The organism is Streptomyces sp. NPDC107500 (genome assembly GCF_055582785.1).
The window spans coordinates 610,941-626,650 of record NZ_JBVJPF010000001.1 but is presented as its reverse complement, the minus strand read 5'-3'; the positions used below and the strand labels follow the sequence as shown (position 1 = coordinate 626,650).

Genomic DNA, 15,710 nt, shown 5'->3' with positions numbered 1-15,710 from the left:
CATACCCAAGGCCCAACAGCACCCCTCAACCCCGCCCCCACCACACGCCCCAAAGGGGCGCGGGGAACTGCGCGACCAGCCCCCACCCACCCGCAGACGACGACGTACCCCCCTCCGCACACGCCCCCGCCTCAGCGCAGCGGCTTCGGCAGCCGCTCCGCCACCATCGGCCAGTACTTCAGGACCGCCTCCTCCACCTCCGGCAGCGCCCGCTGGCCCGCCAGGGCCAGGACGATGGCCGCCGCCACGCCCGACCACGCCACCGGGCCCAGCGGGGTGCAGCCGAAGAGGCGGCTCACGCCCGGGGTCTGGACGAGGGCGACCAGGGCGGCGGCCGAGCCCAGGGACGTGACCTGGACCAGGCGGCTGTCGCGGCGGTCGGCGAGGGTCTGGGCGAGCTGGGTGCCGACCACCGCGCACAGGGCCATCGTCGTCGAGCGGCGGTCCGTGCCCGGCGTGAAGCGGCCGAAGAGCCAGGCCGCGGTCGCCCCGAGCGCCGTGGTCAGCGCCCGGTGCCGGATCTGCCGCAGCAGGGGCTCGCCCAGCACCGCCGTGCCCAGCGGCGCGCCCGCGTCGGCGGCCTCCTGCTCGGGATCCCCCGTGCGCGTCACCGCGACCGCCATCGCCGGGAACAGGTCGGTGAAGAGGTTCACCAGCAGCATCTGACGGGTCGACAGCGGCGAGGAGCCGCTCAGCACCGTGCCGAGGATGCCGAAGCCGACCTCGCCCGCGTTGCCGCCGATCAGGATCGCGATGGCGTCGGCGACGCTGTGCCACAGCGCCCGCCCCTCCCGGACCGCCTCCACCAGCACCAGCAGGTCGTCGCCGGTCACCACCAGGTCGGCGGCGTTGCGGGCGGCGGCCGAGCCGCGGGCGCTGATGCCGACGCCGATGTCGGCCGCGCGGATGGCGGCCGCGTCGTTGGCGCCGTCGCCGACCATGCCGACGACCCGCCCGGCGTCCCGCAGCGACTCGACGACCTGGAGCTTCTGCTCCGGCGCCACCCGGGCCACGACGTCCGCGTCGCGCAGCATCCGGGAGCGCGCCGTACGGTCGGCGGCGGCGAGTTCGTCGCCGGTGACCACGACCGCGTCCTCGGGCCAGCCAAGGTCGACGGCGATGGCGTGGGCGGTCTGCGGATGATCGCCGGTCAGCACCACGGGCCGTACGCCCGCCTCGCGCAGCCCGCGCACCAGCGCCGGGGACGTCTCGCGGGGCACGTCGGCCAGCGCGAGCAGCCCGGTGAACTCCAGCTTGGCCGGCTGCTGTTCGAGGACGTCGGCCGCCTTCTCGCCCCGGCGCAGGGGGCGGGAGGCCACCGCGATGATGCGCAGTCCGTCGCGGGCCAGGGCCTGGGCCACGTCCTGGGCGTGCGAGGGAAGGTCCGCGCAGGCCGGCAGGACCGTCTCCGGTGCGCCCTTGACCACCAGCGTCTCAAGGCCGCCGGCCCGGTCCCGTCCGACGGCGGCGGCGTAACCGCGCGAGGTCTCGAAGGGCAGGCCCTCCACCTGCGTCCACCCCGGGTCGTCGCCCGCCGCGTCCAGGACCGCCTCGTCGGTGGCGTGGGTGGGCCGGGCCCCGTCGCCGTTCAGCCGGGGGACGGCGCGCGCGGCGGTCCGTACGGCGTCGGCCGCCTCCGGGTCGCCCACCCTGCGGACCGTGCCGTCGGCGCCCGCGACGCGCGTCAGCCGCAGCCTGTTCTCGGTGAGCGTGCCGGTCTTGTCGAAGCAGATGGTGTCCATCCGGCCCAGCGCCTCCAGCGTGCGCGGGGTGCGCACGAGGACCCCGCGACGGCTCAGCCGCCGGGCCGCCGCGAGCTGCGCCACCGTCGCCACCAGGGGCAGCCCCTCGGGCACGGCGGCCACCGCGACCGACACCCCGCCGGCGACGGCCTGCCGGACCGGCGCCCCGCGCAGCAGCGACAGACCGGTGACCGCGGCCCCGCCCGCCAGGGTGAGCGGCAGCGCCTTGCGGGTCAGTTCCTGGAGCCTGGCCTGCACCCCGGCCGCGGCAGGCGTCCGGGCGGCGAGCGCCACCGCCCGCGCCGCCTCGGTGTGGTCGCCGATGTCCACGACGACGGCCCGCGCACGGCCGGCCACCACGGTCGTGCCCTCGAAGACCATGCAGTACCGCTCGGCCACCGGGGCCCTGGGCGCCGGGTCCACGCTCTTGCCCACCGGCAGCGACTCACCGGTCAGCGCGGACTCGTCCACCTCCAGACCGTCCTCCCACAGCAGCCGGGCGTCGGCCGGGACGACGTCGTCCGTCTTCAGTTCGATCACGTACCCCGGGTGCAGCCGGGACGCGTCCATGATGCGCGGCGGCCCGCCCTCCCGTGCGGGCTCCTCGGTGACCCGGGCCTTCTGCGTCTGCTCGGCCAGCAGCCCCGACAGCGCCCGCTCGGCGCGCAGCCGCTGGAACCCGCCGACCAGCGCGTTCAGGTCGAGCGCCCCGACCACGAGCAGGGCGTCCACGACCGAGCCGAGGATCGCGGAGGCCGCCGAGCCGACCGCGAGCACCGGAGTGAGCGGATCGTCCAGCTCCCCGCGGACCGCCCGGGCCAGCTCCCACGACCAGAACGCCGGGGCCAGCACCGGCACCCGGCCCGCCCGGTCGGCGACCGCGCGCAGCCGGGCCGCGGCCTGCTCGACGACGGTCGCGGCGGGCTCGCCCTCCCGGTCCAGACGCTCCCGTACGGCGTCCAGGTCCAGCGCGTGCCACGCCACCCGGGCCCGGGGATGCGGGGCGCGGGCCATCGCCACGCCGACCGCGGCACGCGTCCCGGACAGCAGGGCCGCCGCCGCGCTCGCGTCGACCGGCGCGTGCCGCAGCCCGGACAGCGCGATGAAGCTCGGCCTGCCCCGGCGCCGGCCGCGCGCCTCGCCGACCGCCACCAGCAGCCCGGACAGCGCGGCGCCGGACCGGGCCAGCGTCTGCGAGCGCCGCCCGACGGCACGGGCCGCGGGCACCGCCCGCAGCAGCCGCCACACGTCGGCGAGCCCCTGCGGAGCGATCACGTCGGCGCCCCACGCCACCGGGGAGTCCGCGTCGGCCAGGGCGACCGCCACGTCCCCGCCGAGCAGCCCGGCCAGCACCGAATCGTCGTCCTCGGGCCGCGGGCGTACGACCGTGACGACGCCGCCCTCGGGGCGCAGTCCGGCCACGACCTCCGCGAGTGGGCGCCGCGCGTCGACGACCTGGTCCGCGAGGCCGGTGAAGTCGGCCAGCGCCGGGTCCTGGACCATCACCACGCGCAGGCCGGCCCGCCGGGCGGCGTCCAGCACGTCCTCGGTCCACGGGTCGGCGCCGTCGTCCGGCAGCCGCAGCGCGCTCGGGTGCAGCACGACCGTGCGGGCCATCTCCAGCTGCCGCAGCCGTCCGGGGTCGCGCACGAGCACACCGGTACGGGACAGGGCCGCGCTCAGTACCGCGTGGAAGGCGGCGGGGCCGTACCGAGCGGCCTTGGGCGAGCCGGCCAGCACGGCCTCGGCCGCCTCGGCCACGTCGTGCTTGACCAGCAGCGTCGCCGCGGCGCCCGCGACGCTGCCGGCGGAGGCGTGGGCGGCGTAGTCCTGGGCCGGGGAGGTGCGCGGCGCCGGGCGCAGGGTGAGGTCGGCGGGCAGGCTGCCGCGGCCGGGGGCGCAGAGCTGGTCGTGCACCACCTCGAAGGCCGCCGTCCGGGCCACCGCCTCCGTCAACTGGCAGGCGCGCAGGGCTCCGTCGAGGACCAGCGAGGTGGGGCTCTGCCCGGCGCCGTGCACGGCGGCGTTGGCGGCGGCCAGCGTCACGTCCATGCGGTGGTCACCCATCCGCTCGCGCAGCCAGGCGCGGAAGGCCGGGTTCTCGCGCAGCAGTGTCGCCACGGCGGTGATCAGGCGCGGCGAGGGCGGCAGCCGCAGGCGCGCGCCGGTCACGGCGGCGGCGATGCCGAGGAGGTCGGCGCCGAGGGCGGTCGCGGCGACGCGCACCGAGGCCGGGTCGCCGGGGTGGGCCAGTTCGTCCACCATGTCGCCGGCGTCCTGCCGGTCCCGTCGGTCCGTCCGGGTGAGTCCGTGCCGCTCGGCGAGTTCGGTGACGTGGTCCACGACGGAGTCGGTCAGCTCCTCCTCGGTCGCGGTCACCACCAGCCTGGCGAGCCCGGTGTCCCAGTAGGCGACCAGCACGTCGGGGTGTTCGGCCACCTCCGCGGCCACCCTCCGCGCGACGTGTTCCGTGCCGCCCGCCAGGCGCACCTCGTCGGACTCGGCCGGTGCGAGGGCGAGGTGGGCCCGGGGTCCGGCCCGCCAGTCCCGGGTGCCGCCGGGCAGCGCGGACCGGGCGACCCGGGCCGCGCGGGCGGCGAAGTCGGCGCCTCGCACACCGGCCCGCGCGGTGCCCGCGACCGCGCCGGCGGCGGCGCCGACGGCGGGTGCGGTGGAGCGGGCGAGCAGCCGGGGGCCGGCCAGTACGAGTCCGGTGACGGCGTCCTGGGACCGCGTCAGAAGTGCGCCGACCATGGCCGTGAGTCAGCTCGTCCGGCGGGTGCGCGAGGCGGCGGCCGTCTTGCGGCCGCCGGCCGAACCCGAGGCGGGGGGACGGCTGGACGACGCCTTCTTCGCCGAGCGGCTCCTGCTCCGTGCGGGTGACGCGGTCTTCTTCGCGGGGGCTTTCCTGGCTGCGGTCTTCTTGGCGGTGGTCTTCGTCGCGGTCGTCTTCTTCGCCGTGGTCTTCTTCGCCGTCGCCTTCTTCGCCGCGGTCGCCCTCTTCGTCGCCGCGGTCGCCTTCTTCGTCGCCGCGGTCGCCTTCTTCGCCGCGGCCGACTTCGTGGCGGCGGACTGGGCCGTGGCCTTCTTCGCGGCGGTCTTCGTCGCGGCGGTCTTCTTCGCCGCCGTCTTCTTCGCAGCGGTCGACTTCGCCGCGGGCGACGCCGAGGCGGTCGACTTCGCCGCCGCGGTCCTGGCGGTGCTCTTCCTGGCGGCGGCGCGCTTCCTGGCGGTCTCGGCAGCACCGGTACGACCAGTGCTCCGCCCGGCGGCCCCGTTCCCGTTCCGCCGCCTTGACTGCGTCAGCCAGGCCACCGCCGCTCCGGTGAGCGCCACCGGCCACTCCACCAGCCCGGCGACGCCCAGCACCCCCGCACCGGTGTACACGATCACGCGCCGCCCGCGCGGCGACACCGCGCCGATCCGTTCCAGCGCGCCCTCGGCGGCCCTGCCGACCGTCGTGGCGCCCGGCACCTTCTGTACCGCGGAAGCGGCCGCGTGCAACGGCCGCGGGAGTGTCTGCGCCGACTTCTGCTCAGCCATGACTGTTCGTCCTCGCCCTGTCCGTGCGGTGGGAAACCCCTGGGAACATCACCTTCCGCACAACTCCGCGTTCCCGCACCTCGGGCGTCACCCCGACGGCGTCACCCCGCCGGTGCCGCGGCACGCTCCAGGGCGATCGCGTGCAGCCTCTCCAGCCGCTCCCGGGATTCCTCGTCGGCAGGCGCGTACGTCACCATCCGGGGTCCGGCCCCGGGCCCCAGCCACAGGTCCGTGTGGTCGAGACGGAGACGCCCGACGTACCGGTTGAGGAACTCCTTGCGCTTGCCGCGGTGGGCGAGTACCTCGTGCCGGTCCCACACCTCGCCGAAGTCCGGTGACTGCGTCCGCAGTCGCTTCAGCAGCATCTTCCAGGCCGGTTCGCCGAGATGACCGGCCATCGCGGCGCGGAAGCGGGCGGCCATCAGCCGCTGGGTCTCCTCCAGGTGGACGATCGAGGACCGCCACGGCTCGTGGGTGAAGGAGAGGATCATGCAGTTGCGGTCCTCGGGCGGCACCGCGTCCAGGTCGCACAGCAGCAGCCCGTACGTGCGGTTGTAGGCGAGGATGTCGTAGCGGCTGTTCTGCACGCACGCCGGAAAGGGCTCGAACTGCTCCAGCAGGGCGCGCAGCGCCGGGGTGACGGCCGGGCAGACCGTCGCGGGCGTCGGGTCGACGGCTCCCGCCAGCTGGAAGAGGTGGGCGCGCTCGGAGGGGTCGAGCAGCAGGGCGCGGGCGAGGGCGTCGAGGACCTGCACGGAGACCTGGATGTCGCGGGCCTGCTCCAGCCAGGTGTACCAGGTGACGCCGACGGCCGAGAGCTGGGCGACCTCCTCGCGCCGCAGCCCCGGTGTCCGGCGGCGGCGTCCGCGGTCCAGTCCGACCTGCTCGGGGGCGATGCGTTCGCGGCGGCTGCGCAGGAAGGCGGCGAGTTCGTGCCGCCGGACCTCCGAGCCCGTGTGCCCGGGCCGGGCCCCCGGTGCCGTCTCCTGGGCCGTCATCGTTGTCATTCCTCCAGCGTGCCGCGGTCCGGACCCTGTTGCCAGGTACTCCTTCTACCAGGACAAGGAGACTCTGGTACCACCCTGGAAAGGGTCGCAGGCTCGTCCACGTGACCGAAACCATCACTTCCCGTCCCGTCCGTGCGACCGTGCCGGCTCCCTCCGCGCTCGGCGGCCTCGGACTCTTCACGGTGCTGCTGGCCGCGGCACTCCCGTTGATCGACTTCTTCATCGTCAACGTCGCCCTGCCCACCATCGGCGCGGACCTGTCCGCGGGCGAGGCGGTCCTGGAACTCGTCGTCGCCGGGTACGGGGTGGCGTACGCCGTCCTGCTGGTCCTCGGCGGTCGCCTGGGCGACCTGTTCGGCCGACGACGGCTGTTCCTGGGCGGCATGGCGGCCTTCGGACTGACCTCGCTGGCCTGCGGGCTGGCCCCGGACGCCTGGACGCTGGTAGCGGCCCGGGTGGCGCAGGGCGCCGCGTCGGCCGCGATGCTGCCGCAGGTGCTGGCCACCATCCAGGCGACCACCTCCGGCCCCCGGCGCGCGCGGGCCATGGGCCTGTACGGTGCCACGGCCGGCCTGTCGATGGTGGCAGGGCAGATCCTGGGCGGCGTGCTGGTCGCCGCGGACATCGGCGGCACCGGCTGGCGCTCCGTCTTCCTGGTGAACGTTCCGGTCGTCCTCGTCGGCCTGTTCCTGGCCGTCCGCGCGGTCCCGGAGACCCGCTCCGCGCGCCCGGAGCCGGTGGACGTCGCGGGCACCCTGCTGCTGGCGGCGTCGCTGCTGGCCCTGCTGGTACCTCTCACCGAGGGCCGGGCGGCCGGGTGGCCGCTGTGGACATGGCTGTCGCTCGCCGCGTTCCCGCTCCTCGCGTGGGCCTTCTACGCGGTGGAGCGCGGGGCCGACCGGTCGGGCCGGACACCGCTGGTCCCGCCGAGCCTGTTCTCGATCGTCCCCCTGCGGCGCGGGCTGCTGCTGCTCGTGCCGTTCTCGATCGGCTTCAGCGGCTTCATGTTCGTCATCGCGGTGGCGTTGCAGCAGGGCGCGGGCCTGGGCCCGGTGGCCGCGGGGCTGACCCTGGCGCCGCTGGCGGTGACGTTCTTCCTGTGCTCCCTCGCCGGCCCCCGGCTGGTCGCCCGCTACGGCACCCGCGTGGTGACGGCCGGCGCCGCCCTGCAAGGGGTGGGCCTGGCGCTGATGACGCTCGCAGCGTGGCGTTCCTGGCCGGACCTCGGCCTGGTCGAACTCCTCCCGGGCGCTGCGGTCGCCGGGGCGGGCCAGGCGCTCCAGCTCCCGGTGGTCTTCCGGATCGTCCTGTCGGAGGTACCGCCCGAGCGCGCGGGCGTGGGCAGCGGCGTCATGATCACGGCCCAGCAGTCGGCGCTGGCCCTGGGCGTGGCCACGCTGGGCACGCTGTTCCTCTCCCTGGTCCCGGGCGCGGGCATGGGCCACGCGCTGGTGATCACCCTCCTGGTACAGCTGGCGACGGTGGTACTGACCGGCCTGCTGAGCCTGCGCCTGCCGCGGACGATCGACTGAGCCCCGCCTTCTTGGTCCAGACCTCTTGACGAAAGGTCTGGACCACACCACTGTCATGCCTACGACACCTCACCGCACCCCCCACCGGGAGGCCCGGCATGATCCGCCCCAAGGTCCGCCGCAGGATCCGTCTACTGGCCGCCGCGCTGGCGGCCACCGTCCTGGCCCCGCTGGGGGCCACCACCGCGTCCGCCGCGCCCGCACCCGCACCCGCACCCGACACCTGCGCCGTGAAGTCCAAGCCCGCCGGCAAGGTCCTCCAGGGCTACTGGGAGAACTGGGACGGCGCCGCCAACGGCGTGCACCCGCCCTTCGGCTGGACGCCCATCACCGACTCGCGCATCGGCGCCCACGGCTACAACGTGCTGAACGCGGCATTCCCGGTCATCCGCGCCGACGGAACGGCCCTGTGGGAGGACGGCATGGACACGGGCGTGAAGGTGGCGACGCCCGCGGAGATGTGCGCCGCCAAGGCGTCGGGGCAGACGATCCTGCTCTCCATCGGCGGCGCGACGGCCGGCATCGACCTCAACTCCACCGCCGTCGCCGACCGTTTCGTCGACACGATCGTGCCGATCCTGAAGAAGTACAACTTCGACGGCATCGACATCGACATCGAGACCGGCCTGACCGGCAGCGGCAGCATCGGCCAACTCTCCACGTCCCAGGCCAACCTGATCCGCATCATCGACGGCGTGCTCGCCCGCATGCCCGCGAACTTCGGCCTCACGATGGCCCCGGAGACCGCCTACGTCACGGGCGGCAGCGTCACCTACGGCTCCATCTGGGGCGCGTACCTGCCCGTCATCAAGAAGTACGCGGACAACGGCCGCCTGTGGTGGCTGAACATGCAGTACTACAACGGCAGCATGTACGGCTGCTCCGGCGACTCCTACTCGGCCGGCACGGTCCAGGGCTTCACCAAGCAGACCGACTGCCTGGACAAGGGCCTGGTGATCCAGGGCACGACGATCCGGGTGCCCTACGACAAGCAGGTCCCGGGCCTGCCCGCGCAACCCGGCGCGGGCGGCGGCCACATGTCCCCGTCCCTGGTGTCCCAGGCCTGGAACCACTACAACGGCGCCCTCAAGGGCCTGATGACGTGGTCCCTCAACTGGGACGGCTCGAAGAACTGGACCTTCGGCGACAACGTGAAGTCCCTGCAGGGCCGCTGAGCCGGGAAGCCCGAACCGGGACCCCGGGCCCCCGAAACCGGAACGCCCACCCCCTCCCGACCGAGTCGGGTGGGGGTGGGCACAGGCCGGGGGTCCAGGGGGCAGAGCCCCCTGGTACGGCAACGCCGACCGGCGGTCAGCAGCCGACGAGCCTCGAAGCGAGGTATCCCTCGATCTGGTCCAGCGACACACGCTCCTGCTTCATGGTGTCCCGCTCCCGCACGGTCACCGCGTTGTCGTCCAGCGTGTCGAAGTCCACCGTCACACAGAACGGCGTCCCGATCTCGTCCTGACGCCGATACCGGCGACCGATCGCGCCCGCGTCGTCGAACTCGATGTTCCAGTTCTGCCGCAGCGCCTGCGCGAGCCCCTTCGCCTTGGGCGACAGCTCGGGGTTGCGGGACAGCGGCAGCACGGCGACCTTCACCGGGGACAGCCGCGGGTCGAGCCGCAGCACCGTGCGCTTCTCCAGCTTGCCCTTGGCGTTCGGCGCCTCGTCCTCGATGTACGCGTCGAGCAGGAAGGCGAGCATCGCCCGGCCGACACCGGCCGCCGGCTCGATGACGTACGGCGTCCAGCGCTCGCCGGCCTCCTGGTCGAAGTAGGAGAGGTCCTGGCCGGAGGCCTTGGAGTGCGAGGAGAGGTCGTAGTCGGTGCGGTTGGCGACACCCTCAAGCTCGCCCCACTCGCTGCCGCCGAAGGAGAACCGGTACTCGATGTCGGCGGTGCGCTTGGAGTAGTGGGAGAGCTTCTCGGCCGGGTGCTCGTACCAGCGCATGTTCTCCTCGCGGAGACCCAGGCCCGTGTACCAGTTCCAGCGCTGCTCCATCCAGTACTCCTGCCACTTCTCGTCCTCGCCCGGCTTGACGAAGAACTCCATCTCCATCTGCTCGAACTCGCGGGTCCGGAAGATGAAGTTGCCGGGCGTGATCTCGTTGCGGAAGGACTTGCCCATCTGGGCGATGCCGAACGGCGGCTTGCGGCGCGAGGTGGTCTGCACCTGGGCGAAGTTGGTGAAGATGCCCTGGGCCGTCTCGGGCCGCAGGTAGGCGACGGAGCCGCTGTCCTGGGTCGGGCCGAGGTGGGTGGAGAGCAGGCCGGAGAACTGCTTGGGCTCGGTGAAGGTGCCCTTGTTGCCGCAGTTGGGGCAGTTGAGGTCGGCCAGGCCGTTCTCGGGAGCCTTGCCCTTCTTCTCCTCGTAGGCCTCCTCCAGGTGGTCCGCGCGGAACCGCTTGTGGCAGGAGGTGCACTCGGTCAGCGGGTCCGTGAAGGTGGCGACGTGACCGGAGGCCACCCAGACCTCGGGGGCCAGGATCACGGAGGAGTCGAGACCGACGACGTCCTCGCGCGAGGTGACCATGTAGCGCCACCACTGGCGCTTGAGGTTCTCCTTGAGCTCGACACCGAGCGGACCGTAGTCCCAGGCGGCGCGCTGACCGCCGTAGATCTCACTGCACGGGAATACGAAGCCACGGCGCTTGCTCAGGCTGACGATGGTGTCGATCTTGTCGGCGGCCACGGTGCTCTCTTCATTACGACGACGGTGACTGACTGGTGCGGCGCGAAGCGCCTCGATGAGGGGTGGTGGTCGGGTGACGGGCGGGCGAAGCGAGATGCTTCCAGAGAATGCTTCAGGTTACCGGCGTGGACTGCCCCTCAACCAAATCGGGGCCCCGCAGGATCCGCGGGCCCCCGGTACGACCGTTTGTTGACAACCGTTTCCATATTTGTTGAAAATGAATCCCATGAACGTACGACGACGTCACATATCCGGCATAGCAGTCACCGCGGCCGCCGCACTCGGCCTCGGGACCCTTTCGGCCTGCTCCGGCGACAGCGCTGCGGCGGGCAACACGGACAAGTTCGACGTCGTCGCGTCGTTCTACCCCATGGCCTATCTCGCCGAGCAGATCGGCGGCGACCACGTCAACGTCACCAGTCTGACCGAGCCCGGCCAGGAACCGCACGACCTGGAGATCAGCGCCAAGCAGCGCGCCCAGCTGGAGGAGTCGGACGCCGCGCTCTTCCTCAAGGGCCTCCAGCCCTCCGCCGACGAGGCCATCGCCCAGTCCGGCGCCAAGACGAAGATCGACGCGACCACGCTGACCGCCCTGGAGGAGCACGGCTCCGAGGTCGGCGGACACGCCGCCGAGCACGATCACGCCGAGGAGGAGCACGGCCACGAGCACGGCGAGGAGGGCGGCAAGGACCCCCACGTCTGGCTCGACCCGGTCAAGTACGGCGAGGTCGCCAAGGGCGTCGGCGAGGCCTTCGAGAAGGCCGACCCCGACCACGCCGCCGACTACAAGAAGAACACCGAGGCCCTGGTCAAGAAGCTCGACGCCCTGAACACGGAGTTCGAGACCGGGCTGAAGGACACCGACACCAAGGTCTTCATCACCACGCACGCCGCCTTCGGCTACCTCGCCGAGCGCTACGGCCTGACCGAGGAGGCCATCAGCGGCCTCAGCCCCGAGTCCGAGCCCAGCGCAGCCCGGGTCAAGGAGCTTGAGAAGATGGCGAAGGCCGACGGCGTCTCCACGGTCTTCTACGAGACGCTCGTCAGCGACAAGACCGCGAAGACGGTCGCCAAGGACGCCAGTCTCAAGACGGACGTCCTCGACCCGATCGAGGGCATCACCGAGAAGTCCCGCGGCGACGACTACTTCCAGGTCATGGAAGCCAACCTCAAGGCCCTGCGGACGGCCCTGGGAGCCAAGTGATCAACTCACCGGAGGGCGGCATGAGCGAGCCCGTCAACGTCATCTCGCTGCGCGGCGTGCGCGCCGAACTCGGCTCACGCCCCGTCCTGCGCGGCATCGACCTCACCGTGCGCCGCGGCGAGGTCGTCGCCCTGCTCGGCGCCAACGGCTCGGGCAAGTCCACGGCCGTGCGCACCGTCATCGGCCAGGTGCCGGTCACCGCCGGGGAGATCGAGCTGTTCGGCACGGACCGGCGCCGGTTCCGCGACTGGGCGCGCGTGGGCTACGTCCCGCAGCGCACCACGGCCGCGGGCGGCGTCCCCGCGACGGTGACCGAGGTGGTCTCCTCCGGGCGGCTCTCCCGGGCCCGCTTCGGCATCCTGCGCAAGGCCGACCACGAGGCCGTGCGCCGCGCCCTCGACCTGGTCGGCATGACCGACCGGGCCAAGGACTCGGTGAACGCCCTCTCCGGCGGCCAGCACCAGCGCGTGCTGATCGCCCGCGCGCTCGCCGCCGAACCCGAACTGCTGATCATGGACGAGCCCATGGCGGGCGTCGACCTGGCCAGCCAGGAGGTGCTGGCCGAGACGCTCAGGAAGCAGGTCGCGGCCGGTACGACGGTCCTCCTCGTCCTGCACGAGCTGGGCCCCCTGGAGCCGCTGATCGACCGGGCCGTGGTGCTCCGCGACGGCTGTGTGCTGCACGACGGCCCGCCCCCGAAGGCGGTCGGCCAGCACGCACTGCCCGGCCACGACCACGTGCACCCGCACGCGCCCACGGACGCCGAACCGATCCGCACCGGCCTGCTGAGCTGAGAAGGCGACGACTATGGAAATCCTGAACTACGCCTTCATGCAGCGGGCCCTGCTGGCGGCCGTCCTGGTCGGCATCACCGCGCCCGCCGTCGGCATCTACCTGGTCCAGCGCCGCCAGGCCCTCATGGGCGACGGCATCGGCCACGTGGCGATGACCGGCGTCGGCCTCGGCTTCCTGCTCTCCTGGTCCCCGGTGTGGATGGCGACCCTGGTCTCCGTGCTCGGCGCGGTCCTCATGGAGCTGATCCGCTGGTACGGCAAGACCCGCGGCGACATCGCCCTCGCGATGCTCTTCTACGGCGGCATGGCCGGCGGTGTGATGTTCATCAACCTCGCCCCGACCGGCTCCAGCGCCAACCTCACCTCGTACCTCTTCGGCTCCCTGTCCACGGTGAGCGAGTCCGACGTCACGGCGATCTGCGTGCTGGCCGCCTTCGTGGTCCTGGTCACCCTGGGCCTGCGCCGGCAGCTGTTCGCGGTCAGCCAGGACGAGGAGTTCGCCCGGGTCACCGGCCTGCCGGTGCGTGCGCTGAACCTGCTGACGGCGGTCACGGCCGCGGTGACGGTGACGGTCGCGATGCGCGTCGTCGGTCTGCTGCTGGTGTCGGCGCTGATGGTGGTCCCGGTGGCCGCCGCGCAGCAGCTCACCCGCAGTTTCGCCGCCACCTTCTCGATCGCCGTCGCGCTCGGCGTCGCCGTGACCATCGGCGGCACGGTCACCTCGTACTACCAGGACGTGCCGCCCGGCGCGACGATCGTGCTGCTCACCATCGGCGCGTTCGTCCTGCTGACCGCGCTGGCGGCACCGCTCGCCCGGCGACGCGCGCGAGCGGCCACCGCCGCGGGGCCCGCGTCGGATCCGGCGGAGTGCAAGATTCCGGCCACCCGGGGGGCCACCGACGAGGTCGGCGTCTGACCGCGGGCGAACCGGGCTGGCACAATGGCCCGGCAAGCCGCCAAGACGTGAGGAGGAACCCGGTGACGACCGCTGGACCGCCCGTGAAGGGCCGCGCCACCCGGCAGCGGGCCGCCGTGTCGGCGGCTCTCCAGGAGGTCGAGGAGTTCCGCAGCGCACAGGAACTCCACGACATGCTCAAGCACAAGGGCGACTCGGTCGGGCTCACCACGGTCTACCGCACGCTTCAGTCCCTCGCCGACGCCGGCGAGGTCGACGTCCTGCGCACCGCCGACGGCGAGTCCGTCTACCGCCGCTGCTCCACCGGCGACCACCACCACCACCTGGTCTGCCGCTCCTGCGGCAAGGCCGTCGAGGTCGAGGGCCCCGCGGTGGAGAAGTGGGCCGAGGCCATCGCCGCCGAACACGGCTACGTCAACGTCGCCCACACCGTGGAGATCTTCGGCACCTGCGCCGACTGCGCGACTGCCTCCGGCGGCTGAGCCGCCGGGTCCGGGGCCGCGCCCCGGACCCCTTCCGGCCCGACGGCCTCGTCCTCACACGCCGGACGGGCTCATTTCCCGCCGCTCCGGCCCTCCATGGCCAGGATCTCCTCGTTCGGGATGGCCCCGCCGAACCGCCGGTCGCGGGAGGCGAACTCCAGGCACGCCCGCCACAGGTCGCGCCGGTCGAAGTCCGGCCACAGCACGTCCTGGAACACCATCTCGGCGTACGCGCTCTGCCAGAGCAGGTAGTTGGACGTGCGCTGCTCGCCGCTGGGCCGCAGGAACAGGTCCACGTCCGGCATGTCCGGGTAGTACAGGTACTTCGCGAGGGTCTTCTCGTTGACCTTCGACGGGTCGAGCCTCCCGGCCCGCACGTCCTCGGCGAGGGCCTGCGCGGCGTCGGCGATCTCGGCCCGGCCGCCGTAGTTCATGCAGAAGTACAGCGTCAGCCGGTCGTTGTCCTTGGTCTGCTCCTGGGCGACCTGGAGTTCCTTGGCGACGGACTTCCACAGCTTGGGCATCCGCCCCACCCAGCGCACGCGGATCCCCAGCTCGTCGAGCTGGTCGCGGGTCTTGCGGATGAAGTCCCGGTTGAAGTTCATCAGGAAACGCACCTCGTCCGGCGACCGCTTCCAGTTCTCGGTGGAGAAGGCGTACAGGGAGATGTTCTTCACGCCCATCTCGATCGCGCCCTGGAGCACGTCGAGCACCCGCTCGGCCCCGACCTTGTGCCCCTCGGTCCGCGGCAGCCCGCGGTCCTTGGCCCAGCGCCCGTTGCCGTCCATGACGATCGCCACATGCTCGGGGACCAGCTCACCGAGGCCCGGGGGCCGCGCGCCGGACGGGTGCGGCTCCGGCGCCCTGTACTCCCGGCGCTGCCGCCCAAGGATCCCGCGTACCGCCATGTGTCTCTCGTCTCCTCGTACTGTGATTCTGCGATTCTGCGTGCTTCTGCCTAGGACTTCTCGACGTACCGCAGGGAGCGCAGGCCCCGCTCCAGGTGCCAGTGCAGATAGGCGGACACCAGTCCGCTGCCCTCCCGCACGTACCGCGGCTCGCACGCGTCCGCGGTCACCCAGTCTCCCGTGAGCAGCGCCCCGAGCAGTTCCAGGGCCTGCGGCGAGGGTACGACGCTGCCGGGCACCCGGCAGTCCGCGCAGACGGAACCGCCCGACCCGACCGAGAAGAACCGGTTCGGACCGGGCAGGCCGCACTTCGCGCAGTCCCCGAAGGTCGGCGCGTACCCGTTCACGGCCAGCGAGCGCAGGAGGAACGCGTCGAGCACGAGGTTCGGAGCGTGCTCGCCCCGGGCGAGGGTACGCAGCGCGCCGACCAGCAGCAGGTACTGCTGGACCGCCGGCTCGCCCTCGTGGTCGGTGAACCGCTCGGCCGTCTCCAGCATGGCCGTCCCCGCGGTGTAGCGGGCGTAGTCCGTGACGATCCCGCCACCGTACGGCGCGATGGTCTCGCTCTGCGTGCACAGCGGCAGCCCGCGCCCGACCAGCTCGCTGTTCTTGGCGAAGAACTGCACGTCGACGTGTGAGAACGGTTCGAGGCGGGCCCCGAACTTCGACTTCGTCCGCCGCACCCCGCGCGCCACGGCGCGTACGCGTCCGTGACCGCGCGTGAGCAAGGTGATGATCCGGTCCGCCTCACCCAGCTTCTGGGTGCGCAGCACGATGCCGTCGTCGCGGAACAGACTCATGCCGCCCATTCTCGCGCATGCCCCGGGGTGGCCGTGCGGCAGTGCGAGGAGGCGGTGCCCGTGAGGAGGGCCGCGGCCGGGACGGTCC

The 15,710-nt window shown here is 72.9% G+C and carries 12 protein-coding genes; 6 read left to right on the top strand and 6 right to left on the bottom strand.

What is annotated here, in order from left to right; all coding sequences use genetic code 11:
* Positions 1-131 precede the first annotated feature (131 nt).
* From ACZ67M_RS02720 to ACZ67M_RS02710, 3 genes are all read right to left on the bottom strand, one after another.
* Entirely contained in the window at positions 132-4,496 is a 4,365-nt protein-coding gene (locus ACZ67M_RS02720; RefSeq protein ID WP_469849298.1) for an HAD-IC family P-type ATPase, read from the bottom strand.
* Between the two features lie 9 nt (positions 4,497-4,505).
* Positions 4,506-5,285: a histone H1-like repetitive region-containing protein gene (locus ACZ67M_RS02715; RefSeq protein ID WP_469849297.1), complete on the bottom strand. Its 780-nt coding sequence runs from the start codon at positions 5,283-5,285 to the stop codon at positions 4,506-4,508.
* 101 nt (positions 5,286-5,386) lie between these two features.
* Positions 5,387-6,283: an MmyB family transcriptional regulator gene (locus ACZ67M_RS02710; protein ID WP_469849729.1), complete on the bottom strand. Its 897-nt coding sequence runs from the start codon at positions 6,281-6,283 to the stop codon at positions 5,387-5,389.
* A 110-nt stretch (positions 6,284-6,393) separates the two neighbouring features.
* On the opposite strand from ACZ67M_RS02710, the gene ACZ67M_RS02705 reads away from it, so the two are divergent.
* Positions 6,394-7,824, top strand: coding sequence for an MFS transporter (locus ACZ67M_RS02705; protein WP_469849295.1), 1,431 nt, complete (start codon positions 6,394-6,396; stop codon positions 7,822-7,824).
* Between the two features lie 98 nt (positions 7,825-7,922).
* A complete protein-coding gene (locus tag ACZ67M_RS02700; protein ID WP_469849293.1) occupies positions 7,923-8,999 on the top strand; it encodes a chitinase in 1,077 nt (358 codons plus the stop codon).
* A 136-nt stretch (positions 9,000-9,135) separates the two neighbouring features.
* Here the strand turns inward: ACZ67M_RS02700 and ACZ67M_RS02695 are convergent, their stop codons facing one another.
* Positions 9,136-10,518 carry a glycine--tRNA ligase gene (locus tag ACZ67M_RS02695; RefSeq protein ID WP_122620202.1) on the bottom strand — a complete coding sequence of 461 codons (1,383 nt, stop codon included), beginning with the start codon at positions 10,516-10,518 and terminating at the stop codon, positions 9,136-9,138.
* Positions 10,519-10,744: 226 nt separating this feature from the next.
* Between ACZ67M_RS02695 and ACZ67M_RS02690 the strand changes: the two genes are divergently transcribed.
* From ACZ67M_RS02690 to ACZ67M_RS02675, 4 genes are all read left to right on the top strand, one after another.
* Positions 10,745-11,722, top strand: a complete 978-nt coding sequence (locus ACZ67M_RS02690) for a metal ABC transporter substrate-binding protein (RefSeq protein ID WP_392008605.1) — start codon at positions 10,745-10,747, stop codon at positions 11,720-11,722.
* A 20-nt stretch (positions 11,723-11,742) separates the two neighbouring features.
* A complete protein-coding gene (locus tag ACZ67M_RS02685; RefSeq protein ID WP_361354913.1) occupies positions 11,743-12,516 on the top strand; it encodes a metal ABC transporter ATP-binding protein in 774 nt (257 codons plus the stop codon).
* 13 nt (positions 12,517-12,529) lie between these two features.
* The gene (locus ACZ67M_RS02680; RefSeq protein WP_361354910.1) at positions 12,530-13,432 is read left to right on the top strand and encodes a metal ABC transporter permease; all 903 of its coding nucleotides are present in this window, start codon (positions 12,530-12,532) and stop codon (positions 13,430-13,432) included.
* Positions 13,433-13,494: 62 nt separating this feature from the next.
* Complete coding sequence (locus tag ACZ67M_RS02675) at positions 13,495-13,914, top strand: Fur family transcriptional regulator (protein ID WP_122620198.1); 420 nt, start codon at positions 13,495-13,497, stop codon at positions 13,912-13,914.
* 71 nt (positions 13,915-13,985) lie between these two features.
* Here ACZ67M_RS02675 and ACZ67M_RS02670 read toward each other — a convergent pair whose 3' ends face one another.
* Entirely contained in the window at positions 13,986-14,822 is an 837-nt protein-coding gene (locus tag ACZ67M_RS02670; RefSeq protein WP_469849291.1) for an isoprenyl transferase, read from the bottom strand.
* 50 nt (positions 14,823-14,872) lie between these two features.
* On the bottom strand, positions 14,873-15,622 hold the full coding sequence (recO, locus tag ACZ67M_RS02665) for a DNA repair protein RecO (RefSeq protein WP_361354905.1): 750 nt from the start codon (positions 15,620-15,622) through the stop codon (positions 14,873-14,875).
* Positions 15,623-15,710: the final 88 nt, after the last annotated feature.

Excerpts from the sequence above, each read along its gene's own strand:
- ACZ67M_RS02710 (WP_469849729.1), bottom strand. The coding sequence starts at position 6,283 with ATGACGGCCCAGGAGACGGCACCGGGGGCCCGGCCCGGGCACACGGGC.
- recO (WP_361354905.1), bottom strand. The coding sequence starts at position 15,622 with ATGAGTCTGTTCCGCGACGACGGCATCGTGCTGCGCACCCAGAAGCTG.
- ACZ67M_RS02680 (WP_361354910.1), top strand. The coding sequence starts at position 12,530 with ATGGAAATCCTGAACTACGCCTTCATGCAGCGGGCCCTGCTGGCGGCC.
- ACZ67M_RS02690 (WP_392008605.1), top strand. The coding sequence starts at position 10,745 with ATGAACGTACGACGACGTCACATATCCGGCATAGCAGTCACCGCGGCC.
- ACZ67M_RS02720 (WP_469849298.1), bottom strand. The coding sequence starts at position 4,496 with ATGGTCGGCGCACTTCTGACGCGGTCCCAGGACGCCGTCACCGGACTC.
- ACZ67M_RS02685 (WP_361354913.1), top strand. The coding sequence starts at position 11,743 with ATGAGCGAGCCCGTCAACGTCATCTCGCTGCGCGGCGTGCGCGCCGAA.
- ACZ67M_RS02670 (WP_469849291.1), bottom strand. The coding sequence starts at position 14,822 with ATGGCGGTACGCGGGATCCTTGGGCGGCAGCGCCGGGAGTACAGGGCG.
- ACZ67M_RS02700 (WP_469849293.1), top strand. The coding sequence starts at position 7,923 with ATGATCCGCCCCAAGGTCCGCCGCAGGATCCGTCTACTGGCCGCCGCG.
- ACZ67M_RS02715 (WP_469849297.1), bottom strand. The coding sequence starts at position 5,285 with ATGGCTGAGCAGAAGTCGGCGCAGACACTCCCGCGGCCGTTGCACGCG.